Below are 25,819 nucleotides of genomic sequence, written 5' to 3' on the forward strand. Positions count from 1 at the left end.
TCGCACAAGGGGAGAGGGGAAGAAAGAGGGCCTGCGTTAGCCCTTCTTCCCCCGCCCGACACCCTCATAGACGAAGCCATGACGGGTAAGTTCGTCGGGCCGGTAGATGTTGCGCAGGTCGACCAGCACGGGCTTGGCCATCACCGACTTGAGCCGGACGAAATCGAGCGCGCGAAACTGCTCCCATTCGGTGACAATCACCAGCGCCGAGGCGCCTTCGGCACAGTCATAGGCATCGCGACAATAGGTGACGTCCGACAGATAATCCCGGGCCGCTTCCATGCCGACCGGATCGTAGGCGCGCACCTGTGCCCCCAAGTCGTGCAGCGCCGCGATCAACGGGATCGACGGCGCCTCGCGCATGTCGTCGGTGTTCGGCTTGAAGGTCAGCCCCAGCACCGCGACGGTCTTGCCGCGAATGTCGCCATTGAGCGCATGCGCGACCTTGCGCGCCATCGCCCGCTTCCGGTTGTCGTTGACCGCGACCACGGCCTCGACGATGCGCAGCGGCGTGTCGTGATCCAACCCGGTTTTCAGCAACGCCAGCGTGTCCTTGGGGAAGCACGAGCCGCCATAGCCCGGGCCGGCATGCAGGAACTTGGAGCCGATGCGGTTGTCCAGGCCGATGCCGCGCGCGATCTCCTGCACATCGGCGCCGGCCTTCTCGGCGAGATCCGCGATCTCGTTGATGAAGGTGATCTTGGTGGCGAGAAACGCATTGGCCGCGTATTTGATCAGCTCCGCCGTACGGCGCCCGGTGAACATGATCGGCGAGCGGTTGAGGTAAAGCGGCCGGTAGAGTTCGGTCATCACCGCCTTGGCGCGCTCATCGTCGGTGCCGACGACGATGCGATCGGGATGTTTGAAGTCCTGGATCGCCGCACCTTCGCGCAGGAATTCCGGGTTGGACACCACCGCGACTTCGGCATCGGGCCGCGTTTCACGGATAACTCGCTCGACCTCGTCGCCGGTGCCGACCGGCACCGTCGATTTGGTAACGACCACGGTGAAGCCGCCGAGCGCCGCGCCGATCTCCTTGGCCGCCTCGTAGACGAAGGACAGGTCGGCATGGCCGTCGCCGCGACGCGACGGTGTGCCGACGGCGATGAACACCGCGTCGGCGCCTTTGACTGCCGCGGCAAGGTCGGTGGTGAACTTGAGCCGCCCGGCCTTGGCGTTGGCGGCGACCAGTTCGGTCAGCCCCGGTTCGTAGATCGGTACCGCGCCGCCATTGAGCGAATTAATCTTACCTTTGTCTTTATCGACGCAGGTCACCTCATGGCCGAAGTCGGCGAAGCAGGCCCCCGACACCAGTCCCACATAGCCAGAGCCGATCATCGCAACGCGCATTTTCTAAACCGTATCCGAGAGCAAGATAGTTAATCGATCGCGGCTGCCGCCCATGCCCGCTCCTTAGCAGAGCGCCCGACCGGAAGCGAGAGAGCCCCAAGTCGGGCCGATTTTCTGCGATTCTGTAAAGAGGAAAGAAACGTTGGCCTGTCATAAGCCTATCATGAACGGGACCGATAAAATGCCAGTACAAATGCATGATGGGCGCGTCGACTGGGTCGACTACGCCAAGGGTTTCTGCATCGTCTTCGTGGTGATGATGCACTCGGTGCTCGGCGTCGAAGCCGCCGCCGGCCAAACCGGCTGGATGAATCATGTCGTCGAGTTCGCGCGGCCGTTCCGCATGCCGGACTTCTTCATGATCTCGGGCTTGTTCCTCGCCAATGTCATCGACCGCGACTGGCGCACGTATCTGGACCGCAAGGTCGTCCACTTCTTCTATTTCTATCTGCTGTGGACGGCGATCCAGTTCGCCTTCAAGGCGCCGGGCTTCATCGCCGAGCAGGGCGTGGCCGGCGTGGTGCACGCCTATCTCATGTCGTTCATCGAGCCGTTCGGCACGCTGTGGTTCATCTACCTGCTGCCGATCTTTTTCGTCTTCATCAAGCTCACCAAGCGCGTACCGTGGCCGGTGCTGTGGCTCATCGGCGCCGCCATGGAGATCTCGCACGTCGAGACCGGCTGGATGATTCCGGACGAATTCGCCGCGCGCTTCATCTACGTCTATACCGGCTACATCGCCGCGCGTTACATCTTCGCCGTGACCGCATGGGCGCAGGCGAGGCCCCAACTCGGCATGGCTGCGCTGGTGGTCTGGGGCATCGTCAATGGGCTTATGGTCAAGGCCGGTGTGGCCGCCCTGCCCTTCTACTCACTGGCGCTCGGCCTTGTCGGCGCGGCGGCGGTCGCCACGATCGCCTCGCTGCTGTCGCTGCATGACGTGTTCAAGCCGCTGCGCTATTGCGGCCGCAACTCGATCGTCATTTATCTGGCCTTCTTCCTGCCGATGGCGGCCTCGCGCGCGGTGCTGCTCAAGACCCATATCATCACCGACATCGGCACCATTTCGGTGCTCGTCACCGCGGCCGGCGTGATCGGTGCGCTGATAGTGTACTGGGCGGTGCGCGGCACATTCCTGAAGTTCCTGTTCGAGCGGCCGGCCATATTCTGGCTGGTACCGAAGAAGGAGAAATCGGCCGAGAAGAAGCCCGAGTTCACGCTGCAGCCGGCGGAGTAGTCCTCCGTCATTCCGGGACGGCCCGATGGACCGAGCCCGGAATCCATGACGCCACTGCTGCGATCGATGGATTTCGCTCCCTTCGTTCGCGCCCCGGAATGACTGTGGATTGAACATTGATTCATCCCGCGGCACGGCCCACATTCGGGCCATGCCGACATCCAAAAGCACCAAATCCGCTCCGAAACCTGCCGCCAAAGCCGCACCCGCCAATCCGGCGGCGCGCGCCCTGAAAAAAGGCGACCACGTCTTCCTGGTCGACGGTTCCGGCTACATCTTCCGCGCCTATCACGCGCTGCCGCCGCTGACCCGCAAGTCGGACGGCCTCCAAGTCAACGCCGTGCTCGGCTTCTGCAACATGCTGTGGAAGCTGCTCAGCGAAATGCCGGCGGACAACAAGCCGACGCATCTCGCCGTGATCTTCGACAAGAGCGAGAAGACCTTCCGCACGGATATGTATCCCGACTACAAGGCGCACCGGCCCGACCTGCCGGAGGATCTACGGCCGCAATTCCCCCTGATCCGCGACGCCGTGCGCGCCTTCGAGATTCCCTGCCTCGAGCAGGCCGGCTATGAGGCCGACGACCTGATCGCCACCTATGCGCGGCTCGCCTGCGAAGCAGGCGCGACGACAACGATCGTGTCCTCCGACAAGGATCTGATGCAGCTCGTCGGCGATACCGTCGTCATGTACGACACCATGAAGGACAAGCGCATCGGCCGCGCCGAGGTCATGGAAAAATTCGGCGTGTCGCCGGAGAAGGTGATCGAGGCGCAGGCGCTCATCGGCGACACCTCCGACAACGTGCCGGGCGTGCCGGGCATCGGGCCGAAAACCGCGGCAGAATTGATCGGCAAATACGGCGATCTGGAAACGCTGCTGGACCATCTCGACGAGATCAAGCAGGACAAGCGCCGGCAGACGCTCAAGGACAACGCCGACAAGGCGCGTATCTCCAAGCGTCTCGTGACACTCGACAACAAGGTGCCGCTCGAGGTCGATGTGGCCGAGCTCGCGGTGCATGAGCCGGACTACAAGAACCTGATCGCCTTCCTCAAGGCGATGGAGTTCACCACCATTACCCGCCGCATCGCCGAGAAATCCGGCATCGATGCCAGCGCCGTCACCGCCGACGCCGCGCTGACCTCCAAAGCCGCACCCGCTCCCTCCGGCCGCACCGCCGGCCAGGGCCAGCTTGCATTCGATGCGCCGCCGTCCGCCGGCCATGCGCCCGCCGACGCGTCCGGCGAAATGACACCGATCTCGCTGGCCGAGCGTCGGCTCGAGCGCCTGCGCAATGCGAACTTCGATGCCTCGAAATACCAGACCATCGACAGCCTCGACGCGCTCAAGGCACTGATCGTCCGCGCGCTCGATCTCGGCGCCATCGCCATCAGGACCGAGACCAGCGCGCTCGACCCATTGCAGGCGGCGCTCTGCGGCATCGCGTTCGCCGTGGCGCCGAACGAGGCCTATTACCTGCCACTCGGCCACCGCGACGCCAGCGACAGTGACGGCGCCGGCCTGTTCGCCGCCAAGCTGTGCGACGGCCAGATCCCGGAGCGCGCCGCGCTCGACACGCTCAAGGCGCTGCTCGAGGACGATTGCGTCATCAAGGTCGGCCATGACATCAAACGCGACCGTCTCGTGCTCGGTATGCGCGGCATTACTCTCGGCGCCGCCGACGATGTGATGCTGATCTCCTACGTGCTCGATGCCGGCCGGGGCGGCCACGACACCGCGACGCTGGGCAGCCGTTACCTCGATCGCATGCCGTCGCGCTTCAACGAAGTTAAGAACAAGGAAAAAGCGCTGTTCACCGCCGAGGCGACGCCGATTTCGCGCACCGCTGCTTACGCCGCCGAGGACGCCGACATCATCCTGCGGCTGTGGCAGGGCCTCAAGCCGCGCATGGCGGCCGATCGCGTCACCGCCGTGTACGAGACGCTGGAGCGGCAGATGCCTGCAGTGTTGTCGCGCATGGAGAGTCGCGGCATTTCCATCGACCGCGCTGTGCTCGCCAAGCTGTCCAACGAGTTCGGCAAGAAGCAGGTCGCGCTTGAGGAGGAGATCAACAAGATCGCCGGTACGCAGGTCAATCCGGGCTCGCCCAAGCAGCTCGGCGACATCCTGTTCGGCCAGCTCGGCCTGCCCGGCGGCTCCAAGACCAAGACCGGACAATGGTCCACCACCGCCCGCGAACTCGAAGAACTCGCCGAACAGGGCCACAAGCTGCCGCAGGTCATTCTCGACTGGCGTCAGGTGTCGAAACTGCGCTCGACCTATACCGAGGCCCTGCCGAACTACGTCCACCCGACGACGCAGCGCGTGCACACATCCTACGCGCTCGCCGCCACCTCGACCGGCCGGCTGTCGTCATCCGAGCCGAATTTGCAGAACATCCCGATCCGAACGGAGGAGGGCCGCAAGATCAGAAAGGCTTTCGTCGCGGCGCCGGGCATGAAGCTCATCTCGGCCGACTATTCGCAGATCGAACTGCGTTTGCTGGCCGAGGTCGCCAACGTGCCGACGCTGCGGCAGGCGTTCAAGGACGGCATCGACATTCACGCCATGACGGCGTCGGAAATGTTCGGCGTGCCGGTGAAGGACATGCCGGGGGAAGTGCGCCGTAGAGCCAAGGCCATCAACTTCGGCATCATCTACGGCATCTCGGCCTTCGGCCTCGCCAACCAGCTCGGCATCGAGCGCGGTGAGGCGGGCGAGTACATCAAGAAGTATTTCGAACGCTTCCCGGGCATCCGTGACTACATGGACGAAACGAAGGAGTACTGCCGCCAGAACGGCTACGTGCTCACCCTGTTCGGCCGCAAGTGCCATTATCCGGATATCAAGGCGTCGAACCCGTCGCTGCGCGCCTTCAACGAACGCGCCGCCATCAACGCACGCCTGCAGGGCTCGGCCGCCGACATCATCCGCCGCGCCATGATGCGCATGGAGGGCGAACTCGCCAGCGCCAGGCTCAGCGCGCAGATGCTGCTGCAGGTGCACGACGAACTGATCTTCGAGGTGCCGGAGAAGGAAGTCGCCGACACCATCCCGATCATCCGCGACGTCATGGAAGGCGCGCCGCATCCGGCCATCGCCATGAACGTGCCGTTGCAGGTCGAGGCTCGCGCCGCCGACAATTGGGACGAGGCGCATTAGGCGTCAATCGCAATGGGCGTCTGGGATCGAAAAGTCGGCGAAGGAACGATTGTGGTGACGGTCATCATCGTCGCCGTTCAGATTTTCGTCACTTACGATTTTGCGTCCGCGTGGCTCGCGCCGCTTTGCAAGAATGCCCCCGAAGCCGGTACCTGGTGCCGAACGATCGGCTTCGTAGGACCCTTCGCGGACGCCTGGGCCAACCGCTCGCTGTTCAATGCGAGACTGCTGGCCTCAATTCAATTCGCAATCGCGACGCCGGTGTTCGTCGCGGCACTCCGCTGGTTCTTCGGCCAGCCGCGCGAGCGGCGCGGCGCTTACGCATTGCTTCTTACCGCCGTCGCGATTGGGACGATCGCTGTCCCGGCCTTGCTCCTCAACTCCGTCAGCTAGCGGACGTCCATGCCCACCACCACCTCCCTCATCGCCTTCGCTTCGCTCGCCGTCGCCGTGGTGCTGACGCCCGGGCCGAACATGATCTACATGATCTCGCGTGCGATTACGCAGGGCCGCCTCGCCGGCCTGATCGCCTTCTCGGGCGTCGTTGTCGGCTTCGTCGTTTATCTCTTGTGTACGGCGTTCGGCCTCACCGCCATCGTGTTCGCCGTGCCTTACGCCTATGACGCGCTGCGCTTCGCCGGGGCGGCCTACATCGCCTGGCTTGCCTTCGAAGCGCTGCGCCCGGGTGGCAGATCACCGTTCCAGATCCGGACGCTGCCGCCGGCTCGGCCGCACCGGCTGTTCCTCACCGGCCTTTTGACCAGCCTGCTCAATCCGAAGATGGCGATCTTCTATCTGGCGCTGCTGCCGAACTTCATCGACCCGGCGCGCAATGTATTGACGCAGTCGCTGGTGCTCGGCTCGACGCACATCGCCATCAGCATCACCATCAATTCGATGATCGCCTGCGCCGCCGGCTCGATCGCCGCATTCCTGATGACTCGGCCGAAATGGCTGTTGGCGCAGCGCTGGGTGATGGGCACGATGCTCGGCGGCCTCGCCCTGCGCATGGCACTGGAAGGTCGCAAGTAGCCGGCGTCGTCACATCTCGCTGAGAAAGCGCTGAAACGCCGGATTGGCGCTCAGGGCATCGCCGCCGGCGCGCGCCAGTTCGTCCACGCTCTCGGGCGGCAGCGTGAAACTGGTCGGCACCGCATTGAGCGATCTGGCCCGATCGGGGCCGAGTTGGTCGAACGAAATGCGGGCGATGGTGAATTTGAGGTCCTGGCAATTCCACGGCCCGCCGCGACCGCGCAGACGGTTCGCTTCGACGGGCTTCAGGCCGCAGCGCCATTTGACGATCGAGTCGCGCCAGCTTTTCATTGTCGCCGCGAAGGCGGTGTAGCTCGACTGCGAATTGGCATCGACCAGCACGTCCACCACGGCGCCGAACAGATCCTTGCCCGCAGGTCCTTCGAGCGTTCTCGACCAGTCGCCTTTCGGACCCTGGCCGGCATCGACGACCAGAAACATCAGCCGCCGCAGATTGACCGCCTCTTCCGGGCGCAGCGGGCCGTAGGGTGTGGTCTGCCCGGCGCGGGTGATGGTGATGCCCGACACGCCGAGATTGTCGGTCAGGCCGCCGTCGAACAGCTTGACGTACTTCACCCGGCCGCTGCGGATGTCGGTCATGCCGCGCGCATAGGCGCGCAACAGCGGCGGCGCATCGACGTTCTTCGCCGCCTCCGTGACCCAGGCCGGCAACGGCGTCTCACACTGCTCGGGAAAAGTCTCGATCACCACCGGCGCGAAAGCGCCCGGCACCGCCGAGGATGCCGCCACCGCCGCGGCGACCGGGTACTGCGCGATGTCGCTGCACGCGGCGGCAAAAGTCTGCGGCGAGAACAGGAACGGCGTGCGGTTGTAGATATCGCTGGCGTTGATGATCGTCACCGGCCGTTTGCCGATGAGGCTGGCGAAAGTCGCATCGTGAAATAGATGGGTGTTGAACCAGTCGCGCAACGCGGTGTCGGTGTTGGCGCCGCCGCCGAGCGCGCGCGAGATGTTGCCCAGCGACAGGCTGGTATTGAGCTGCGACATCAGGTCCTGCGTCAGGTAACGCGCGCGGAAGTCGGTCAGCGCCGCCGGGCCCTTCAGTCCGTAGTACGCCGCCATGATCGAGCCGCCGGACACGCCCGAAATGACGCCAATATGGTCGAGTAACTGGCCATGCCGAACCGTCGGCGTCTGCGACATGCGATCGAGCACGCCGTAGGCGAAGGCAGCGGCGCGCGTGCCGCCGCCGGAAAAGGCGAGCCCGATCACTGTATCGCTGCGCAGGCCGGGCGCGCCGGGTGAACCGGACTCCGCCGCATCGGCCGAGCGAATGATGCCCTGGAACGGCGCGGCCGACGGCGCATTCAACGGCTGATTATAGACGCTGGCGCAACCACCCAGAGCAACAGCAAGCGTCAGCGCCGCAAGCATGGCGGCGGCACTCGTCCTGATACGCCCTAAACCGACTGGCACCGTTTCCGCCCGCAGGCCCTGTGACGTGACGACGGCCTCGCGCGACCAGTCTAGCGGGCGGACGCCCGCCCGTCACGCTGCGAGCATCGGCTTCATCACGGCGTAGAGCGCGTTCTTGCCCTCGAAGCCGATACCCGGAATCGACGGCATGGCGATGCGGCTGTCCTTCACCGCGGTGTTGTCGGCGAAGCCGCCGAACGGCGCGAACACCTGCGGATAGCTCTCATTGCCGCCGAGGCCGAGACCGACGGCGATGTTGAGCGCGAACTGGTGGCCGCCATGCGGCACGCAACGCCGCGGGCTCCAGCCATGGGCACGCAGCATGTCGAGCGTGCGCAGATACTCGACCAGTCCGTAGGACAGGGCCGGATCGAACTGCAGCCAGTCGCGGTCGGCGCGCAGGCCGCCATGTCGGATCAGATTGCGCGCGTCCTGCATCGAGAACAGGTTCTCGCCCGTGGCGAGCGGTGGCCGGTAGCGCGTCGCCAGCGCGGCGTGCAGCAGATAATCGAGCGGATCGAGCGGCTCCTCGTACCAGCGGAGATTATACGGCGCGATGGCGTCGCCGCAGGCAATAGCCTCGTCGAGATCGTAGCGGCCGTTGACGTCGACGCAGAGATTCTCGCCCTTGCCGCCGACGATCTTCAAGACAGCCTCGATGCGCTTGATGTCGTCGGCGAGCGGCACGCCGCCGATCTTCATCTTCACCGTCGAGTAGCCGAGATCGAGATAGCGCTTCATCTCGTCCTGCAGCGCCGAGATGTCCTTGTCCGGATAATAATAGCCGCCCGCGGCGTAGACCCAGGCTTTGTCATCCGCCTTGCCGCCGTTGTAACGGTCGGCCAGCAGCTTCCACAGCGGGACGCCTTCGGCCTTTGAAACCGCATCCCACAGCGCCATGTCGAGCACGCCAACGGCGACCGATCGCTCGCCATGGCCGCCCGGCTTTTCGTTCTTCATCATCGTCGCCCAGGCCTTCGCCGGATCGACCAGGCCCCGCTCGTCCTGGATCGTCTCCGCCTTGGCGTCGCGCAACCGCGGAATGAAGCGCTCGCGCAGCAGGCCTTGTGGTGCATAACGGCCATTCGAATTGAAACCGAAGCCGACGACCGGTTTGCCGTCGCGCACCACATCGGTGTGGATGGCAACCACGCTCGCCGTCATCGTCGAGAAGTCGATATAGGCGTTGGCAATGGCCGACGAGATCGGCACGACGATGTCGTGGATGGCGGTGATGCGCATGGGGCCTCTCAGGTCAGGAACAGCGTGCGTTCCTTAAACCGCTACCACCAGTCCCGCCACCCCACACGAGCGGGCCTAATAACCAGGAATTTACCACGTTGCGGTTAGCTGGCGGCACGGCACCGGCCTCCGGGCCCGCAACCTTCGCCTCCGTGATGCGTTGTTGCGTTGGAAAAAGCGCGCCAAATCGGCGCGATTTGCGGCGACTGCGGGCGTAGATATGGCGCGTGCCAGCAAAAAGCGGATGTTTCAGGCGCTGGCCCTCGGTACCGGTCTCGGTGTCGTCGCCCTGCTGACCTTGCCCGCGCCCGCTTCCGCCGGTTTTTTTGACAGGCTGTTCGGCAGCATCGGCCGCGCCATCGAACGCCCCGCTCCGGCGCCCACGTCAGATCCTTTCACCAGCCTGCTCGGTCACATCGGTGGCGGTGAGGGCGACAGCAGCCATGTCCGCGCCGAAAACTCCGGTCCGGCGAAGGCGTTCTGCGTGCGTAGCTGCGACGGCCATTACTTCCCGGTGGTCGCGCATGCCGGCATGAGCGCCGCCGACGCGTGCCATTCGTTCTGCCCGGCTGCCGAGACCAAGCTCTTCGTCGGCAGCGATATTGATTACGCCACGACAAACGACGGCAGCCGCTACGCCGATTTGCCGAACGCCTACGCCTATCGCAAGAAGCTGGCCTCCGGCTGCACTTGCAACGGCCGCACGGCGTTCGGCCTGGCGCATATCGACGCCACGACCGATCCCACTTTGCGCCCCGGCGATATCGTCGCCACGGAAACCGGACTGATGGCATTCACGGGCAAGGGCGGCGCCGACCGCTCTAACGTCACGGCGAACTTCACGCCGGTGCAGGACTATGCCGGCCTGTCGAAGGCAGCACGGAGCCAGCTTGGCGCCACCAAGGTGGCGCGGCCAGCGCCGCAGCAAGGTGACGTGACCTCCTCGATCCCGCAGGCGGCCCTCAATGCGCGCGCCGAGGCGCTGCGCTAAGATTGGCTGACAGCCGTCGGCCCGTGCCGAATGCGGCCGGAAACCATCATTTCCCCATGAATCGGCCTTAACGTCGTTGGCGATGCGGCCTTGACGCAGGCTGCCATATCGGAAGATTCCAGGGCCTGACGGGCTCTGGGCGCCAGCGGATGGGACGCATGCGATTTGCCAAGCTGATTGTGACGGCCGGCCTTGTCCTGGCGACTTTCGCCGTGACCGGAGAAGCCATGGCAGCGCCGCGCTGCGTCAACACCGGTGACTTCAATCGCTGGCTGACGCAGTTCAAGCAGGAGGCACTGGCCAAGGGCATCACGCAGCAGACGCTCGCCGCCGCCTCGCCCGACATGTATTTCGAGGAGTCCGTGATCAAACGCGACTCAGGCCAGGGCGTGTTTCAGCTCACCTTCCTGCAGTTCGCCAACCGGCTGCTCGGCGGCAAGCGTATTCCCAACGGCCTCGCGAAGATCCAGGAGCATCGCGCGCTGTTCGGCCGCATCGAGAAGGCCTATGGCGTTCCGGGCGAAGTGGTCACCGCGGTGTGGGGCCTGGAAAGCGATTACGGCGCGCTGTTCGGCAAGTTCAAGATCCTGCCGGCGCTGACGACGCTGGCCTATGACTGCCGGCGCGGCGATAAATTCCGTGAGGAATTGATCGACGCGCTTCGCATCATCCAGCGCGGCGACAAGACCGTCGATCAGATGACCGGCAACTGGGCCGGCGAGTTTGGCGGTATGCAATTCACGCCGTCGAACTACATCAAATACGGCGTCGATTTCGACGGCGACGGCCACCGCGATCTGGTCAACAGCATTCCGGACACGCTGGCATCCGCCGCCAATTACCTGCATTCGATCGGCTGGCGCCGCGGCGAGCCGTGGCTGCAGGAAGTGAAAGTGCCGGACGAGATGCCGTGGCAGGAAGCCGACCTCGACACGCAGCATCCGCGCTCGCAATGGATCGCGTGGGGCGTGCGCGCCGCCCATGGCGCGCTGCCGAACGACAAGATGCCCGCTTCACTGATCCTGCCGATGGGCCGCAAGGGTCCGGCGTTCCTCGCCTATCAGAACTTCCACGTCTTCACCGACTGGAATTCGTCGCTGGTCTACGCCACCACTGTTGCCTATTTCGCCACAAGGCTCGGCGGCGCGCCGGCGGTGGACGAGGCAGGCGCCAAGGACATCAAGCCGATCACCACCGAACAGATGATGGAATTGCAGCGGCAGTTGCAGAAGCGAGGCTTCGACGTCGGCGAGATCGATGGCCGCCTGGGCGCCGGCACCCGCAAGGCTGTGCGCACCATGCAGGTGCAGTACGGCCTCCCGGCGGATTCCTGGCCGACCGTGGAGTTGATCGCGCGGCTCGAGAGCGACAAGAATCCGGGCGCGGTCGCGCCACTGGCCAAGCAGACCGCCACCGACGCCCCTCCCGTGCAACGGCCGGTCACCCAACCGCCGGTTTCGGCCGCGCCGGAAACCGCCCCGCGCCCCGCGCCGACCCGGGCGGCCGTCGTGCCGCCGCCCGCCGCCGCGGCTCAGCCGCCTGCGGCCCCGTCGCACAAGATCACCGTGCGCGTGTGGACCGTCCAGGGCTGCCTGACGCTGCGGATGTCGCCCGAAAAGGCTCGCGAATATCGCCGCTGCTAGGGTTCGGCACAGGTCTGCTGTCCATTTTGGGCAGAGACAGAACGGCTCGCCACCGCATAAACTGTCGCCACGGAGACCGTTCATGGCGCGTCACAGCTTCTTCTGCATCGATGCCCACACCTGCGGCAACCCGGTGCGCGTCGTCGCCGGCGGCGGACCGCTGCTGCCGCACGTGCCGATGATCGAGAAGCGCGAGATTTTTCTTCGCGATCACGACTGGGTGCGGCGCGCGCTGATGTTCGAACCGCGCGGCCACGACGTGATGTCCGGATCGATCCTGTACCCCTCAACGCGAGACGACTGCGATGTCGGTGTGCTGTACATCGAGGTGAGCGGCTGTCTGCCGATGTGCGGCCACGGCACCATCGGCACCGTCACCGTCGCGATCGAGGAAGGTCTGGTGACGCCGCGCGAGCCGGGCAAGCTCGCGATCGAGGCCCCGGCCGGCCGCGTTGCCATCGAATACACGCAGAACGGCCGCTTCGTCGATCAGGTGCGCCTCTACAACATCGCCAGCTATCTGCACGCCACCGATGTCGAGATCGATGTACCGACGCTCGGCTCGATCAAGCTCGATGTCGCCTATGGCGGCAACTACTACGCCATCATCGAGCCGCAGGCGAACTGGCCGGGCCTCGACGGCATGCCGGTCAGCGAAATCCAGCGTCTGTCGCCGATCATCCGCACGCTGGCGCAGGAGAAAGTCGCTCCCGTTCATCCGGAAGATGGGCGCATCCGCGGCGTCACCCATGTGCAATGGGCCGACAAGCCGCGCGCCGCGCGCGCCCATGCGCGCAACGCCGTGTTCTACGGCGACAAGGCGATCGACCGCTCGCCCTGCGGCACCGGCTCGTCGGCGCGCATGGCGCAGCTCGCCGGCAAGGGCAAGCTGAAGACCGGACAGGAGTTCATCCACGAGAGCATCATTGGCACGATGTTCGACTGCCGGGTCGAAGCCGAAACTCATGTCGGCAATCATCCCGCCATCCGGCCGAGCGTCGCCGGCTGGGCCCAGGTCATCGGCCACAACACCATTTTCGTCGACGACCGCGATCCGCTCGCTCACGGCTTCCTCGTGGCGTGAACGGCGGCGGTCAACCTCTACCCGAGCTCAGGAAAATTTCATGTCTGTCGCTGCTTCCTATGTTCGTCATCGTGCCGATCTCGGAGAAATGGATGCCGATTCCAAAGCCTACATGGCCTTGCAGCCGCCGCCACCGACGACGCCGGCCACGCCGGAGGCAGCGCGCGAAGGCATGCGCCGCGCGCGCCCCTTCAACCAGCCGGACCTGCCGCACGTCGCTATGGTTCGCGAGCATCAGGTGCCGGGCCCAGGCGGCCCGATCCCGGTGCGCTACTATCGCGGCGTCTCAACGCTGACCGGCGACGCGCTGCCGGTGCAGGTCTATTTCCATGGCGGCGGCTGGGTGATCGGCGATCTCGACAGCCACGACTGGGTCTGCCGCACGGTCGCCAATGCGGCGAACTGCGCGGTGGTCAGCGTCGATTATCGCCTGGCGCCGGAGCACACATTTCCTGCGGCCTATGACGACGCGGTGGCTGCAACGAAATGGGTCGCCGCCAATGCCGGCCTTCTGAATATCGACGCGTCGCGAATCTCGGTCGGCGGCGACAGCGCCGGCGGCAATCTCGCGGCGACGGTCGCTTTGGCGCTGCGCGATGAAGGCAAGATCAAGCTGCGCGCGCAGATCCTCACCTATCCGATCGCCGATCTGACCTTCGAATACGATGAGCGCTTCGACAAGGGCGTCGCCCTGAACAACGCGGGCATGCGCGACTTCATCGACAAATACGTGCCGGACGTCAGCCAGCGCCGCGACTGGCGCTGCTCGCCGCTGTTTGCGCCGACGCTCAAGGGCCTGCCGCCGGCACTCGTCATCCTCGCCGGCTTCGATCCGCTCTGTGACGAAGGCGAGGCCTACGCCGCGCGACTTCAGGACGAGGGCGTCGCCGTTACGGTGTCACGCTATCCCGGACAGATGCACGGCTTCGTGTCGCGACCCCGGCTGCTGCCGAAGTCGCTCGACGCGATCGCCGACATCGCCCGCTTCATGGAAGCGCACCAGTAGGAGAGCTGCTTGTCCGAGCCCCGCGACGCCGCCGACCGCCGCGCCAAACCACCGGTCGTTTGCTATCCGGTCGAGACATTGCCGCGGCCCGATATGGCGTTGCTGGAGCGCGCGCGCGGGACGCTGACCGGGATCTCCGAAGTCATTGTGCCGCCGCGCGATGCCCGCACCTTCGAGGTGCCGGCCGGACACTTTTTCCGGATCGTCTCGATCGAAGGGCCGCAGGTCGGCGACCTCAACCTGTGGAATGCGCACGACCTGTCGGAGCGCTTCTTCAGCGGCAAGACCCGCGCCCTGCATGCAACGCACGTCACCACCGGTAATCGGCTGTGGAGCACGCTGCCGAACTTGCGCCCGCTGGCCACTATCACCCATGACACACTGGGCTGGTACGGCTTCGACGCCGATGGCGGCGGCGTCCACGACGTCGTCGGCACGCGATGCGACCCCTACACCCACCGCCTGCTGTCCGGCGGCGACTATCATTATTGCTGCCACTCCAACCTGACGCGCGCGCTGGCCGCAGCGCGGGGTATGGATGTGCGTGACGCCGAGATGCATGTGCACGACGTGCTCAACGTCTTCATGTGCACCGGCTTCACCCGCGACACGCATCAGTACTTCATGAAGGCGAGCCCGGTGCGGCCGGGCGACTACATCGAATTCTTCGCCGAGATCGATTTGCTGGGTGCCCTGTCGGCCTGCCCCGGCGGCGACTGCGGCAGCGAACATTCCAGCGACGCCGCTGCCTGCCATCCGCTGAAGGTGGAAGTTTTCCAGCCGGCAGACGGCAGCCTGAAAGGCTGGCAGCCGCCGCCGCGTAACGCCTATCCGCGCACGCACGGTCTTTGAAGTTCCTGCATCGAAGTAAAAATCGCGGCGAGATGAACACCGGTTCATCGACGATCACATTTGCCTGAACAACGGCGAAAACTGTCGCAGCGCGAGCGAAGGAAATGCCCCGGGCCGTCCGTTGAATCACCAAAGCGGGAACCTTTTTTCCGGGACGGAGTGATTCACGTCATGACCGATCGTACCCTTCTTCGCCTCATATCGCGGAGTGCGCTCGCGCTCCTGATAGTCGCCGCTGCTTCTGCTGCGCAAGCACAACAACCACCAGATCCGAAAAAACCGGTCCGCCCAGGCCCGCACGCTGCTCCGGCGGCCCGTCCGGCTCCGCATCCTGCTCCCGCAGCGCGCCTGGCCCCGCCCCCGATCGCCGCACGTCCCGCACCCCCGCCGCACATCGCGCGGCCGCAGCCGCCCGCCATTCGCCAGGCGCCACCCCGTATCGCCCGCCCGCAGGCGCCGCCGCATCCCGCCGCGACGCCGCGCATAATCGCACGGCCGCAAATACCCAGCGCCCCGCATATCAACCGCGCCGCACGACGTGCGACACCGCCCGCAGCACAGCCGCGGCAAAATGTTGTGCGTCCCAACAACGCCGTGCAGCGTGCAGCAACGCCGAATATCGCACCCGCGGTGACGCCGGCCCAGCGCCGCGCCACCGCGCGTCAAGAGCGCGTCGAGCGCCGCCGCGAACAGCGCGTCCTGCGTAATCTTCCGCCGGCGCAGCGGGCGGCGCGACGTCAGAAATTTGAGCAAGCGCGGCAGCAGCGTGCGCAGCAGCGTCTACAGCAGCAGCAAACGCAGCAGCAGGCGCAGCCGAGTGCGCGGGTCAACGCCACCGCCTCGGCCGGCCCAGCGAATCCGCGACTCCGTCGTAACGGCCAGCCGCGCATCACGCCGCAGGCCTCGCGGCAGGGCCGTTTCGCCGGCGCTTTCGCCGCGCGCCACGGCACGATCGCGGCAAATGCGGCCGCCAGCGTCAATGCCGCGCGTTGGCAGCGGATCTCCGCGCGACGCGCCTGGCGCGCCGGGCATCGCGCCAACTTCGTCGCCTGGTATGGGCCGGTGTTCTGGCCTTACGCCTATAGCGACATCTTCGACTACACGTTCTGGCCGTCCGGTTACGACGAAGGCTACTGGTACTACGCCTATGACGACTTCGTCGACGGCGTCTATTACGGCGAGTACGGCCCGCCCGAGGAATATGTCGGCTCCATCGAAGCCGCGCCCGGCGGTGGCGGAAGCAACAATGCCCAGCGGCCGACCTATACGGCGGTGCAGAACCTGTGCCGGCAGCCCGGCAACGGCATCACCGCCTGGCCGATTGCCGAGATCGACAGCAAGATCGGGCTCAATGCCGAGCAGAAGAAACTGCTCGGGGACGTGCAGAGCGCCGGCCAGCGCGCTGCCGAGGTGTTCAAGCAAACCTGTCCGTCCGAGAATGCCTATCCGCTGACGCCGCCCGGCCGCCTGGCCTCGATGACGGGCCGTCTCGACGCTACCTTGCAGGCCGTCGAGACGGTGCGGCCGCCGCTAGAGGCGTTTTATTCATCGCTCAGCGATGAGCAGAAGGAACGCTTCAACGAAATCGGCCCCGGCAAGAACGTCGCCAACAACAGCGAGGCGCGCGAGGCCCTGCCGGACGACGCCAGGAAGTGCGGCGAGAACAAGCCCGGCCTTACCAACCTGCCGATCGAGCAGATCGAGGATACGGTGAAGCCGGACGCCAAGCAGCAGACCGCGCTCGATGCGCTCGGCGAAGCAACGGTGAAAGCCGTCGGCGTGCTGCAGGCCGCCTGCCCGAGCGAAACGCCGTTGACGCCGCCCGGCCGCCTGCAGGCGATCGAGACCCGGCTCAGGGCGATGGTCGATGCCGCCAATACGGTGAAGCAGCCGCTCGGCGACTTCTACGCATCGCTGACCCCGGAGCAGAAAGCGCGCTTCAATCGCATGGGCCGCGACCTCACCGTCGGCCAGGCCAATTAACAACGCGCCGCGCCGGGGCCGGGCCCCAACGGCCCGCTCCCGGCCGGGCCGCTCGCGTTCTATATTATTTATTAACCATGCCGGTTCCATCAATGACGCTCCGACCCCCGTCAGAGAGCGCCCATGCCCGCGTCCGAGCCCGGCAGTCCCGCCCCGAACTTCAGCGAGCGCAACGCGCTTATCGAGCGCGTCGAGAGCGCCGTCACCATCGCCGCCCGCCGGGAGACTTTCCGCGCGGAGATCGAGCGTTCGCTGCAAGGCCTTCGTGAAGAGTCCGCGCGCACCATGGCGCTGATCCGGACCTTGCGGACCTCGCCGCTTTATGAACGCGCATCGAGCAATCCGCGCTACGAGGCCGGCTGGTAGGGCAAGACCAATGAAAAAGGGCGGCCACGAGGACCGCCCTTCTTTATTTCTCGCTTGGCGAAACTTATTCCGCCGCGATCTTCACTTCCGGCGCCGCGGCGCGGATGTCGGGCGAGACGTGCTTTTCGTACTTCTCGAAGTTCTTCTGGAACATGCCGACCAGTTCGCGCGCCGTCTTGTCGAACGCGGCCTTGTCCTTCCAGGTCTTGAACGGGTTGAGCAGGTGCGGTTCGACGCCCGGCACCGACGTCGGCACTGCGAAGCCGAAATACGGATCGGTGCGGAAGTCGGCGTTCTTGAGCGAGCCGTTGAGCGCCGCGGTCACCAGCGTGCGCGTCGCCTTGATCGGCATGCGGCGGCCGACGCCGTAGATGCCGCCGGTCCAGCCCGAATTGACCAGCCAGACATCGACCTGGTGCTTGTTGATATATTCCTTCAGCAGGTCGGCATAGACCGACGGATGACGCGGCAGGAACGGCGAGCCGAAACAGGTCGAGAACTCCGGCTGCACGCCGACGAGGCCCTTCTCGGTGCCGGCGACCTTCGCGGTGTAGCCGGAGAGGAAGTGATACATCGCCTGCTCGGGCGTCAGCTTGGCGACCGGCGGCATGACGCCGAAGGCGTCGGCCGTGAGGAAGATGATGTTCTTCGGGTTCGGCGCGCGGCCGGTGCGCGACGCGTTCGGAATGAAATCGAGCGGATAGGCCGAGCGGGTGTTCTCGGTCTTGGAGATGTCGTCGTAATCCGGCACGCGGGTGTCGGGATCGAACACGACGTTCTCGAGCACCGAACCGAAACGGTTGGTGGCGTCCCAGATCATCGGCTCGTTTTCTTTCGACAGCTTCACCGTCTTGGCGTAGCAGCCGCCTTCGAAATTGAAGATGCCGGCCTCGCCCCAGCCGGTCTCGTCGTCGCCGATCAGAATGCGGTTCGGGTCGGCTGACAAAGTGGTCTTGCCGGTGCCGGACAGGCCGAAGAACAGCGCGCTCTCCTTGCCATCCTTCGACACGTTGGCCGAGCAGTGCATCGGCACGACGTTCTTGGCAGGCAGATAGAAGTTCAGCGTCGTGAACACCGACTTCTTCATCTCGCCGGCGTAGGACGAGCCGCAGATCAGCACAATCTTTCGGGTGAAATCGATGGCCACCATCGTGTCGGAGCCTTCACGGCCGCCATGACGCTTGGCGTCCGGCTTGAACGACGGCAGATCGACGATGGTCATTTCCGGCACGAAGCCGGCAAGCGCGGCGCGCTCCGGGCGAATGAGAAGCTGGCGGATGAACAGCGAGTGCCAGGCGAGTTCGGTGAAGACGCGAACCTTGATGCAGTGCGTCGGATCGGCGCCGCCGACGAGGTCCTGCGCGAACAGCGACTTGCCCTTGCAGTGCGCCTGGAAGTCGGCGAGCAGGTTGTCGAAGTTTTCTTTCGACATCTTGCGGTTGCCATCCCACCACACGCTGTCGCGCGTGAGGTCGTCTTCGACGGTATGCTTATCCTTCGGCGACCGGCCGGTGTGGTGACCGGTTTCGGCGCACAGCGCGCCGCCGGCGACGATATTGGCCTCGCCGTTCAGAAGCGCGTGCTCGTAGAGCTTGGGTTCGGTCAGGTTCCAGTTGACGCCTTTGAGCCCCGTGAAACCGAATTTGTCGGCGCCATAAGCGGCGTTCCGTACACCCGTTTCTTGCACGCTATTCTCTCCCGAATCTGGCGTCTGTTTGCCAAGCGGACCGGCCATCGCCGGCCCGACGGTTACGACCTTAGTCTCATGAAAGGCGAGACCATAATCATCAACGTCGTGAATGCCAAGATTAAATGCCATGCATAATGCAGGGCCGGCATTGCGTCGCATCGCTGGATTAACGCGCGAATTGCGCGCGCGGTTTCAACCAATCCAGCGGGTCATATGACGACTGACAAATCGTGCAATGCACCCAGAATACGGTTTTCGACGGTTCAATCGTGACTTGTGCTAGACAGCGTCATGACTAACTCGTCCGACAAAGAAACGCCGGTTGTGGAGTCCAATACCGCGTCACATCCCTCCGACCTGAGCAGGCGAGCATTGAATGTTCGTCTTCGCCAGCAGGAGATACTCGCGGAACTCGGCGTTCAGGCTTTGCAGAACCCGCCGTTTCTCGTGCTTCTCGATCTGACCGCCCGCCTTGTCGCGGAAGGCATCGAGGCCGAATACTGCAAGATCATGGAATACCTGCCGGCCGAGAACCGCCTTCTGGTGCGCGCGGGCGTTGGTTGGAACGAGGGCGTGGTCGGTGTCGCGACCGTCGGCGCCGACCTCGCCTCTCCGGCTGGTTTTGCCTTGCACACCGGCAGGCCTGTTATTTCCAACCATCTCGGGAATGAGCAACGGTTCAGGACTCCGGAACTGCTGATCGAACATGGTATCCGGCGGGCCATGAACGTCATTTTGAAGGGCGACAATTCACCGTTCGGCGTTCTGGAGGTCGACAGCAAATCACCGGGCGAGTTCGGCAAGCACGACCTGGCGTTTCTGCAAGGCGCCGCCAACATTCTCGGCATGGCGATCGAGCAGCAACAATCGCAGCGCAAATTGCAGGACGCGCTCGAGCGCCATCAGCTCTTGATCAAGGAGGTCAATCACCGGGTCAAGAACAGCCTTCAAGTCGTCGCCGGCATGCTTCATTTGCAAGCCAAAGCGACCACGAATCCGGAAGTGATTGCCAGCCTCAACGAAGCGTCGTCCCGCATTTCGACCGTCGGGCGGGCTTATGACCACCTCGCCTACACGGCGGATTATGAAGCAATCGATCTCATCGACTACCTCAGAGTGGTCCTCGACGATCTCGCGGGCGCAGTAACGCCAAACAAGTTGCATTTCGAAGGCGCCGGCACGATCGAGATCGGAGCCGATCGGGCCATGCTGATCGGGCTCATCCTCAATGAACTTGTGACCAATGCCGGCAAGTATGCTTATCCCGAAAAGACCGGCGGTCCAATTTGGGTCACGGTAACGCGCGTCGACAACGATGCTGTTCGCGTGTCGATCTACGACGAGGGCGTCGGCCTGCCGCCCGGCTTCGATATGACAAAGAGCAAGCGGCTCGGAACCCGACTCGTCGCTGCATTGATCCAGCAATTAGGTGCCGAACTTGGCAGTCGGCCAGCGACGCGCGGCGCCAGTTTTACCTTTGTGGTTCCGTTGAAGCCGAAATGAAGCGTCGGTCGACATCTTCGTGGCGCGCAGCGTAACGAGCCCCGATGTGGGCTTTTCTATGCGGCGCGCGCCTGCTCCGCCAGTTTCGCCAAGACGACGCGTAACGTGGCCGCATCGGTGACCCGCTGCGGAAATGAAAGTCGCAGCGACAACGGTCCGTTCGCCAGGTCGAGGCCGTCGGGATCGATGCCGGTGCAGCGCCAGACGCCGGCCGGCGCGCCACACAGTTTCACCGCATAGAGATTGAGCGCGGCCGCATGATCGTCATTCATGTGCGACACCGCGCCCTCCTCGGCATCGATAAGATCCTGTGCGTCGGAGACATCGCTCAGCACGTCGGCGGCTTTCAAGTCCGCGGCGCGAGCGAAGCCGCCATTCAGATGCGCCGCTTCCACCTGCATGCGCCAGAACGCGAAGTCCGCGAACCCGGCATAAAGCTGCGCCTTCGGATGGTGCGCCAGAAAGCGCCGCCGCAGTCGGGCCTCGTCGGGCTGATCGCGCGGCACCGGCGCGAAGCGCCCGAGCACCGTCAGGCGAGGATGCGTCAGAGCATCGCCCTTGCCGGTCTCAGCGAGCAGGATAGACGCGCGGCCGTCGGCCTCGAGATTGGCGGTATGGGTGGCCAGCCGCGAGGTCAGGATGACCGGCGAGCCGTCCGCATCGGTGCCGACATTGACCAGGGAGGCGAAAGGGTGCCCGGTATGGCGGTCCAGGGTGCCCAGCGTTCCGGCGCGAATCCGGCGCAGGAGTTCCCTGGCGACCACCTGCGGGTCGAAATCGGCGGCCTTTGGAGCATTTTCCGGCAGCCGGTCCGGCATGGAACCCGGAAGCGGGCCCGGTCGTTCGGTCATGACTTCAATCCCTCTCGCCTTTGAAATCGGGCGGTTTTTCAGCCATTTGCCCTTGAAACTGGCCCAGAATCACATAGTTGTTGCAAAGAGGCCACAATTCGCACCCCGTTTGCAGGCTTCAAAGCTCGCGGGACGACACCGTCAGAAGGGGCTTTTATGCCAACCATCGCGCTCGTGGACGATGACCGCAATATCCTGACCTCGGTGTCGATGGCACTCGAGGCCGAAGGCTATCGCATCATGACCTACACCGACGGCGCCTCCGCCATCGACGGGTTCAAGACCTCGCCGCCCGACCTCGCCATTCTCGACATCAAGATGCCGCGCATGGACGGCATGGAAACGCTGCGCCGCCTGCGCCAGAAGTCCGACGTTCCCGTCATCTTCCTCACCTCCAAGGACGAGGAAATCGACGAACTGTTCGGCCTGAAGATGGGCGCCGACGACTTCATCCGCAAACCGTTTTCGCAGCGCCTGCTGGTCGAGCGCGTCAAGGCGGTGCTGCGCCGCGCTACGCCGAAGGACGGCTCGGCGCCCAAGGAAATCGACACCACCAAGGTTCTCGAGCGCGGCCTGCTGCGCATGGATCCGGAGCGTCACACCTGCACCTGGAAGGGTGAGCCGGTGACGCTGACCGTCACCGAATTCCTCATTCTGCAGGCGCTCGCCACCCGTCCGGGCGTGGTGAAGAGCCGCAACGCGTTGATGGATGCGGCCTATGACGACCAAGTCTATGTCGACGATCGCACCATCGACAGCCACATCAAGCGCCTGCGCAAGAAGTTCAAGGTCGTCGACGACGACTTCGAAATGATCGAAACGCTTTACGGCGTCGGCTACCGCTTCAAGGAGTGATCCGGCGCTGCGTCTGCGCTAGACTGCGTAGGTAGCAACATCTTCCGTTCATTCCCGCGCAAGCGGGAATCCGGTGCGACCGGAGATCCAGGAGCAAAGACCCGGATCGCCGCTTGCGCGCAGACGAGCGGTTGAGGGGGCGCGCGAAAGATCCTGGATCCAACCAACGTGCTCGATCGAACCGCAGAGCAGCAAGCGCGCGAGGCCGAGATGGCCGACGCCGACGCGGATATTCCATCGAAGAAGCGCGACTGGAATCCGATGCGCTTCGTGCGTTCGGCCTGGGGCGCATTCATCACGCTCAGCTTCTCGAGCCTGACGCGCCGCATCGTCTTTCTCAACCTCGCCGGTCTCGTCGCCCTGCTCGTCGGGCAGATGTATCTGTCGCAATTCCGCGCCGGCCTCATCGACGCGCGGGTGCAGAGCCTGCTGGTGCAGAGCGAGATCATCGCCGGCGCGATTGCCGCATCGGCCACGGTCGAAAGCGACGCCGTCACCATCGATCCTGATCGCCTGCTCGAACTGCAGGCCGGCGAGAGCTACGGGCCGGACGATTCACTCGCCGGCCTCGAATTCCCGATCAATCCCGAACGCGTGGCGCCGGTGCTGCGCCGCCTGGTGTCGCCGACCAAGACCCGCGCCCGCATCTATGATCGCGAGGGCGTGCTCATCCTCGACAGCCGCAATCTGTATGGCCGCGGCGACGTCCTCCGCTTCGACCTGCCGTCGCCGACCGCCGAGCAGCCGAGCCTGATGGAGCGTGCTTTTATCGCCATTCGCCGCTGGCTCGGCCGCGGCGACCTGCCGCTGTACAAGGAACTCGGCCCGGAGAATGGCAAGAGCTATCAGGAAGTGGCCGATGCGCTCGCCGGCCATCACGCCAGCATGGTTCGCGTCAATGACCGCGGCGAGGTGATCGTTTCGGTCGCCGTGCCGGTGCAGCGCTTCCGCGCCGTGCGCGGCGCGCTGATGCTGTCGACGCAGGGCGCCGATATCGACGACATGGTCGAGGCCGAGCGGCTGGCCATCGTCAAGGTGTTCCTGGTGGCCGCCGGCGTGATGGTGGTGCTGTCGATCCTGCTCGCCGGTACCATCGCCGGCCCGGTGCGCCGCCTCGCCGACGCTGCCGAGCGCGTGCGCCGGCGCATCAAGACGCGCGTCGAGATCCCGGATTTCACCCGCCGCCGCGACGAGATCGGCGAACTGTCCGGCGCACTGCGCGACATGACGAATGCGCTCTACAGCCGCATCGAGGCGATCGAGAGCTTCGCCGCCGACGTGTCGCACGAATTGAAGAACCCGCTCACCTCGCTGCGTTCGGCGGTCGAGACGCTGCCGATGGCCAAGACCGATGCCAACCGCAAGCGTTTGCTCGACGTCATCGAGCACGACATCCGGCGCCTCGATCGACTGATCTCGGACATTTCCGACGCCAGCCGTCTCGACGCCGAGTTGCAGCGTCATGAAGTTGCGGTGGTCGAATTCGCCAAGCTGCTCGACGCGCTGGTGTCAGCGGCCAACGAGGTCGACAAGAACAACGTCAGGGTGACGCTCACCTTCGAAGGCGGACAACCGTCACAGTTCAAGATGCCGGGCCACGACTCGCGGCTCGGCCAGGTGGTGTCGAACCTGATCGACAATGCGCGCTCGTTCTCGCCGGAGGGCGGCACCGTGCGCGTCACCTGTCGCAAGCTTAAAAACGAAATCGAGATCATCGTCGATGACGACGGCCCCGGCATCCGGCCCGATGCTCTGCAGAAGGTGTTTGAACGCTTCTACACCGACCGGCCGCACCAGGGCTTCGGCCAGAACTCCGGACTTGGCCTGTCGATCTCCAAGCAGATTGTCGAAGCCCATGGCGGCCGCATCTGGGTCGAGAACCGCATCGGCGCGGGCACGCGGAAAAACGAGGAGACCGGCGAGGACGAGCCGCGCATTCTCGGCGCGCGCTTCATCGTCCGCCTGCCGGCCAAGTGATTGCTCGCGGAACGGATTCGGAGGCTGACGTGAGCGGCGCCAACCCCACCACCCACGCCTCAGCCGTCCTGATCGGAGCCCATGCCGCGCTGATCCGCGGGCCGTCCGGCGCCGGCAAGTCGCGGCTGGCTTTCGACCTCATCCAGATCGCCGGGCGCAGCGATTTACCGTTCGCGCGTCTTGTTGCCGACGACCGGGCTATCCTTGAGGTCCATGGCGGCCGCCTGCTGGTCCGCCCGGCGCCGTCGCTGGCCGGCTTGATCGAGGTCCGTGGCCTCGGCATCCGCCGCCTGCCCTTCGAACCGATGGGCGTGGTCGGCCTCGTGATCGACCTCGCCGCCAGCGATGCCGAGCGATTGCCGCCGCCGGAAGCCGGGCGAACGGCTGTTTCCGGCATCGAATTGCCGCGGCTTGCCGTCGCACCGGATGCCGCCGCCCTGCCGGTCCTGCTCGGCTATCTCGGCTCCCGGCCGATGGCCGGGGGATAGCCTGGTAGGGGAATTGACCGCGGAATCGGCCTGCGCTACGCCCCCAGCCCACGTTTCGTTAAGAAAAATTAACCATAAGGGGCGTAGCGTGTGTTCCGCCCAAAACCCTAGATAGAGCCTGCTTTTGACACCGCCTTTCCGCGTTGCAGCAGAGCACTTATATAGCGAGTCAAGCCCTTGCCATGGGGCTTCGGATGCGCCTCAATGCGCCCCCATTCGTGCGGCGCAAAAAGATGAACAAGGCGCCCGCGAGGAGTTCGGAATGATCGGCCTCGTATTAGTGACCCACGGGCGACTCGCCACCGAGTTTCGCTCAGCTCTTGAGCACGTCGTGGGTCCGCAAACCCAGATCGAGGCTGTCACCATTGGCCCCGACGACGACGCAGAACAGTGCCGCATGGATATTCTCGATGCGGTCAAACGCGTCGATTCCGGCGAAGGCGTCGCCATTCTGACCGACATGTTCGGCGGCACGCCCTCCAATCTCGCCATCTCGGTGATGAGCCAGCCCAAGGTCGAGGTGCTCGCCGGTATCAATCTGCCGATGCTGATCAAGCTCGCCAAGGTACGCGAGACCTGTCCGCTGGAAGACGCCGTGGCCGCCGCGCAGGAAGCCGGGCGCAAGTACTGTACGATCGCCAGCCGCGTACTCAACGGCAAATGACGCTGCCGCGTAGCGACGCTCCCGACCCGCACGGCGCCGGCGTCAGCCGCGACGTAGAGATCGTCAACAAGAAGGGCCTGCACGCCCGGGCCTCGGCCAAATTCGTGCAACATGCCGAAAAATTCGACGCCGCCATCATCGTCACCTGCCGCGGCGAGACCGTCGGCGCGACCTCGATCATGGGACTGATGATGCTCGCCGCTGGGCCTGGCTCGATGATCACCATCAAGGCGACCGGCAAGGAAGCCGCCAAGGCGGTCGAGGATCTGGTGGCGCTGGTCGCCGACCGGTTCGGCGAAGAAGAGTAAGGCGCCACGCCTCTTTCGATACCGTTCATCTGACCGCTGCAATTCGGCGCTTTGACCGAGGTCAAGGCCACCGCCGGCGCGCGACTTCAGGATG

The 25,819-nt window shown here is 64.7% G+C and carries 22 protein-coding genes; 17 read left to right on the top strand and 5 right to left on the bottom strand.

Annotated features, from left to right (window positions below; translation table 11 throughout):
• Positions 1–36 precede the first annotated feature (36 nt).
• Positions 37–1,350, bottom strand: a complete 1,314-nt coding sequence (locus ASD45_RS21395; protein ID WP_056913740.1) for a UDP-glucose/GDP-mannose dehydrogenase family protein — start codon at positions 1,348–1,350, stop codon at positions 37–39.
• Between the two features lie 181 nt (positions 1,351–1,531).
• Between ASD45_RS21395 and ASD45_RS21400 the strand changes: the two genes are divergently transcribed.
• The 4 genes from ASD45_RS21400 (at position 1,532) to ASD45_RS21415 (ending at position 6,785) form a co-directional block, all read left to right on the top strand.
• On the top strand, positions 1,532–2,587 hold the full coding sequence (locus tag ASD45_RS21400; RefSeq protein ID WP_244485598.1) for an acyltransferase family protein: 1,056 nt from the start codon (positions 1,532–1,534) through the stop codon (positions 2,585–2,587).
• A gap of 151 nt (positions 2,588–2,738) precedes the next feature.
• Positions 2,739–5,753, top strand: a complete 3,015-nt coding sequence (gene polA, locus ASD45_RS21405; RefSeq protein ID WP_056913742.1) for a DNA polymerase I — start codon at positions 2,739–2,741, stop codon at positions 5,751–5,753.
• Positions 5,754–5,807: 54 nt separating this feature from the next.
• Positions 5,808–6,146 (top strand): hypothetical protein, encoded by a 339-nt coding sequence (locus tag ASD45_RS21410; RefSeq protein ID WP_156381027.1) that lies wholly within the window; start codon positions 5,808–5,810, stop codon positions 6,144–6,146.
• Between the two features lie 9 nt (positions 6,147–6,155).
• On the top strand, positions 6,156–6,785 hold the full coding sequence (locus tag ASD45_RS21415; protein WP_056913744.1) for a LysE family translocator: 630 nt from the start codon (positions 6,156–6,158) through the stop codon (positions 6,783–6,785).
• 9 nt (positions 6,786–6,794) lie between these two features.
• Here the strand turns inward: ASD45_RS21415 and ASD45_RS21420 are convergent, their stop codons facing one another.
• Together ASD45_RS21420 and ASD45_RS21425 are read right to left on the bottom strand one after the other, a co-directional pair.
• Positions 6,795–8,180 carry a patatin-like phospholipase family protein gene (locus tag ASD45_RS21420; RefSeq protein ID WP_056913745.1) on the bottom strand — a complete coding sequence of 462 codons (1,386 nt, stop codon included), beginning with the start codon at positions 8,178–8,180 and terminating at the stop codon, positions 6,795–6,797.
• A 114-nt stretch (positions 8,181–8,294) separates the two neighbouring features.
• Positions 8,295–9,464 carry a mandelate racemase/muconate lactonizing enzyme family protein gene (locus tag ASD45_RS21425; RefSeq protein WP_056913746.1) on the bottom strand — a complete coding sequence of 390 codons (1,170 nt, stop codon included), beginning with the start codon at positions 9,462–9,464 and terminating at the stop codon, positions 8,295–8,297.
• Positions 9,465–9,684: 220 nt separating this feature from the next.
• On the opposite strand from ASD45_RS21425, the gene ASD45_RS21430 reads away from it, so the two are divergent.
• The 7 genes from ASD45_RS21430 to ASD45_RS21460 all read left to right on the top strand — a co-directional run bounded on the left by ASD45_RS21430 (position 9,685) and on the right by ASD45_RS21460 (position 17,389).
• Positions 9,685–10,455, top strand: a complete 771-nt coding sequence (locus ASD45_RS21430) for a DUF2865 domain-containing protein (protein ID WP_056913747.1) — start codon at positions 9,685–9,687, stop codon at positions 10,453–10,455.
• A 158-nt stretch (positions 10,456–10,613) separates the two neighbouring features.
• The gene (locus ASD45_RS21435; protein WP_244485600.1) at positions 10,614–12,098 is read left to right on the top strand and encodes a lytic murein transglycosylase; all 1,485 of its coding nucleotides are present in this window, start codon (positions 10,614–10,616) and stop codon (positions 12,096–12,098) included.
• Between the two features lie 82 nt (positions 12,099–12,180).
• Positions 12,181–13,182, top strand: a complete 1,002-nt coding sequence (locus ASD45_RS21440; RefSeq protein ID WP_056913748.1) for a 4-hydroxyproline epimerase — start codon at positions 12,181–12,183, stop codon at positions 13,180–13,182.
• A gap of 40 nt (positions 13,183–13,222) precedes the next feature.
• The gene (locus ASD45_RS21445; RefSeq protein WP_056913749.1) at positions 13,223–14,188 is read left to right on the top strand and encodes an alpha/beta hydrolase; all 966 of its coding nucleotides are present in this window, start codon (positions 13,223–13,225) and stop codon (positions 14,186–14,188) included.
• A gap of 9 nt (positions 14,189–14,197) precedes the next feature.
• The gene (locus ASD45_RS21450; RefSeq protein ID WP_056913750.1) at positions 14,198–15,040 is read left to right on the top strand and encodes a DUF1989 domain-containing protein; all 843 of its coding nucleotides are present in this window, start codon (positions 14,198–14,200) and stop codon (positions 15,038–15,040) included.
• A 594-nt stretch (positions 15,041–15,634) separates the two neighbouring features.
• Positions 15,635–17,023 (top strand): Spy/CpxP family protein refolding chaperone, encoded by a 1,389-nt coding sequence (locus tag ASD45_RS21455; RefSeq protein WP_156381028.1) that lies wholly within the window; start codon positions 15,635–15,637, stop codon positions 17,021–17,023.
• Positions 17,024–17,146: 123 nt separating this feature from the next.
• Positions 17,147–17,389, top strand: a complete 243-nt coding sequence (locus ASD45_RS21460) for a hypothetical protein (protein WP_056913752.1) — start codon at positions 17,147–17,149, stop codon at positions 17,387–17,389.
• 64 nt (positions 17,390–17,453) lie between these two features.
• On the opposite strand, the gene ASD45_RS21465 is transcribed toward ASD45_RS21460, so the two are convergent.
• Positions 17,454–19,076 carry a phosphoenolpyruvate carboxykinase gene (locus tag ASD45_RS21465; RefSeq protein WP_056913981.1) on the bottom strand — a complete coding sequence of 541 codons (1,623 nt, stop codon included), beginning with the start codon at positions 19,074–19,076 and terminating at the stop codon, positions 17,454–17,456.
• 294 nt (positions 19,077–19,370) lie between these two features.
• Here ASD45_RS21465 and ASD45_RS21470 point away from each other — a divergent pair, with 294 nt between their 5' ends.
• Entirely contained in the window at positions 19,371–20,582 is a 1,212-nt protein-coding gene (locus tag ASD45_RS21470; protein ID WP_056913753.1) for a histidine kinase dimerization/phosphoacceptor domain -containing protein, read from the top strand.
• 56 nt (positions 20,583–20,638) lie between these two features.
• On the opposite strand, the gene ASD45_RS21475 is transcribed toward ASD45_RS21470, so the two are convergent.
• On the bottom strand, positions 20,639–21,433 hold the full coding sequence (locus ASD45_RS21475) for a DUF2470 domain-containing protein (RefSeq protein ID WP_244485602.1): 795 nt from the start codon (positions 21,431–21,433) through the stop codon (positions 20,639–20,641).
• A 156-nt stretch (positions 21,434–21,589) separates the two neighbouring features.
• Between ASD45_RS21475 and ASD45_RS21480 the strand changes: the two genes are divergently transcribed.
• The 5 genes from ASD45_RS21480 (at position 21,590) to ASD45_RS21500 (ending at position 25,725) form a co-directional block, all read left to right on the top strand.
• Positions 21,590–22,288: a response regulator transcription factor gene (locus tag ASD45_RS21480; RefSeq protein ID WP_056913754.1), complete on the top strand. Its 699-nt coding sequence runs from the start codon at positions 21,590–21,592 to the stop codon at positions 22,286–22,288.
• A gap of 261 nt (positions 22,289–22,549) precedes the next feature.
• Positions 22,550–24,265, top strand: a complete 1,716-nt coding sequence (locus tag ASD45_RS21485; protein WP_156381049.1) for a sensor histidine kinase — start codon at positions 22,550–22,552, stop codon at positions 24,263–24,265.
• Between the two features lie 29 nt (positions 24,266–24,294).
• Positions 24,295–24,753 (top strand): HPr kinase/phosphatase C-terminal domain-containing protein, encoded by a 459-nt coding sequence (locus ASD45_RS21490; protein ID WP_056913755.1) that lies wholly within the window; start codon positions 24,295–24,297, stop codon positions 24,751–24,753.
• A 262-nt stretch (positions 24,754–25,015) separates the two neighbouring features.
• The gene (locus ASD45_RS21495; protein ID WP_056913756.1) at positions 25,016–25,417 is read left to right on the top strand and encodes a PTS sugar transporter subunit IIA; all 402 of its coding nucleotides are present in this window, start codon (positions 25,016–25,018) and stop codon (positions 25,415–25,417) included.
• Entirely contained in the window at positions 25,414–25,725 is a 312-nt protein-coding gene (locus ASD45_RS21500; protein WP_056913757.1) for an HPr family phosphocarrier protein, read from the top strand. Before ASD45_RS21495 ends, ASD45_RS21500 begins: the two co-directional genes overlap by 4 nt.
• The last annotated feature ends 94 nt before the right edge of the window (positions 25,726–25,819 follow it).

The organism is Pseudolabrys sp. Root1462 (genome assembly GCF_001426945.1).
In the GTDB taxonomy this organism is placed as follows: Bacteria; Pseudomonadota; Alphaproteobacteria; order Rhizobiales; family Xanthobacteraceae; genus Pseudolabrys.

Coding starts and splice junctions, on each gene's coding strand:
- ASD45_RS21495 (WP_056913756.1), top strand. CDS start 25,016: ATGATCGGCCTCGTATTAGTGACCCACGGGCGACTCGCCACCGAGTTT.
- ASD45_RS21430 (WP_056913747.1), top strand. CDS start 9,685: ATGGCGCGTGCCAGCAAAAAGCGGATGTTTCAGGCGCTGGCCCTCGGT.
- ASD45_RS21445 (WP_056913749.1), top strand. CDS start 13,223: ATGTCTGTCGCTGCTTCCTATGTTCGTCATCGTGCCGATCTCGGAGAA.
- ASD45_RS21425 (WP_056913746.1), bottom strand. CDS start 9,464: ATGCGCATCACCGCCATCCACGACATCGTCGTGCCGATCTCGTCGGCC.
- ASD45_RS21400 (WP_244485598.1), top strand. CDS start 1,532: ATGCCAGTACAAATGCATGATGGGCGCGTCGACTGGGTCGACTACGCC.
- ASD45_RS21475 (WP_244485602.1), bottom strand. CDS start 21,433: ATGACCGAACGACCGGGCCCGCTTCCGGGTTCCATGCCGGACCGGCTG.
- ASD45_RS21480 (WP_056913754.1), top strand. CDS start 21,590: ATGCCAACCATCGCGCTCGTGGACGATGACCGCAATATCCTGACCTCG.
- ASD45_RS21435 (WP_244485600.1), top strand. CDS start 10,614: ATGCGATTTGCCAAGCTGATTGTGACGGCCGGCCTTGTCCTGGCGACT.
- ASD45_RS21485 (WP_156381049.1), top strand. CDS start 22,550: ATGCGCTTCGTGCGTTCGGCCTGGGGCGCATTCATCACGCTCAGCTTC.
- ASD45_RS21420 (WP_056913745.1), bottom strand. CDS start 8,180: ATGCTTGCGGCGCTGACGCTTGCTGTTGCTCTGGGTGGTTGCGCCAGC.
- ASD45_RS21395 (WP_056913740.1), bottom strand. CDS start 1,350: ATGCGCGTTGCGATGATCGGCTCTGGCTATGTGGGACTGGTGTCGGGG.
- ASD45_RS21415 (WP_056913744.1), top strand. CDS start 6,156: ATGCCCACCACCACCTCCCTCATCGCCTTCGCTTCGCTCGCCGTCGCC.
- ASD45_RS21470 (WP_056913753.1), top strand. CDS start 19,371: ATGACTAACTCGTCCGACAAAGAAACGCCGGTTGTGGAGTCCAATACC.
- polA (WP_056913742.1), top strand. CDS start 2,739: ATGCCGACATCCAAAAGCACCAAATCCGCTCCGAAACCTGCCGCCAAA.
- ASD45_RS21440 (WP_056913748.1), top strand. CDS start 12,181: ATGGCGCGTCACAGCTTCTTCTGCATCGATGCCCACACCTGCGGCAAC.
- ASD45_RS21500 (WP_056913757.1), top strand. CDS start 25,414: ATGACGCTGCCGCGTAGCGACGCTCCCGACCCGCACGGCGCCGGCGTC.
- ASD45_RS21460 (WP_056913752.1), top strand. CDS start 17,147: ATGCCCGCGTCCGAGCCCGGCAGTCCCGCCCCGAACTTCAGCGAGCGC.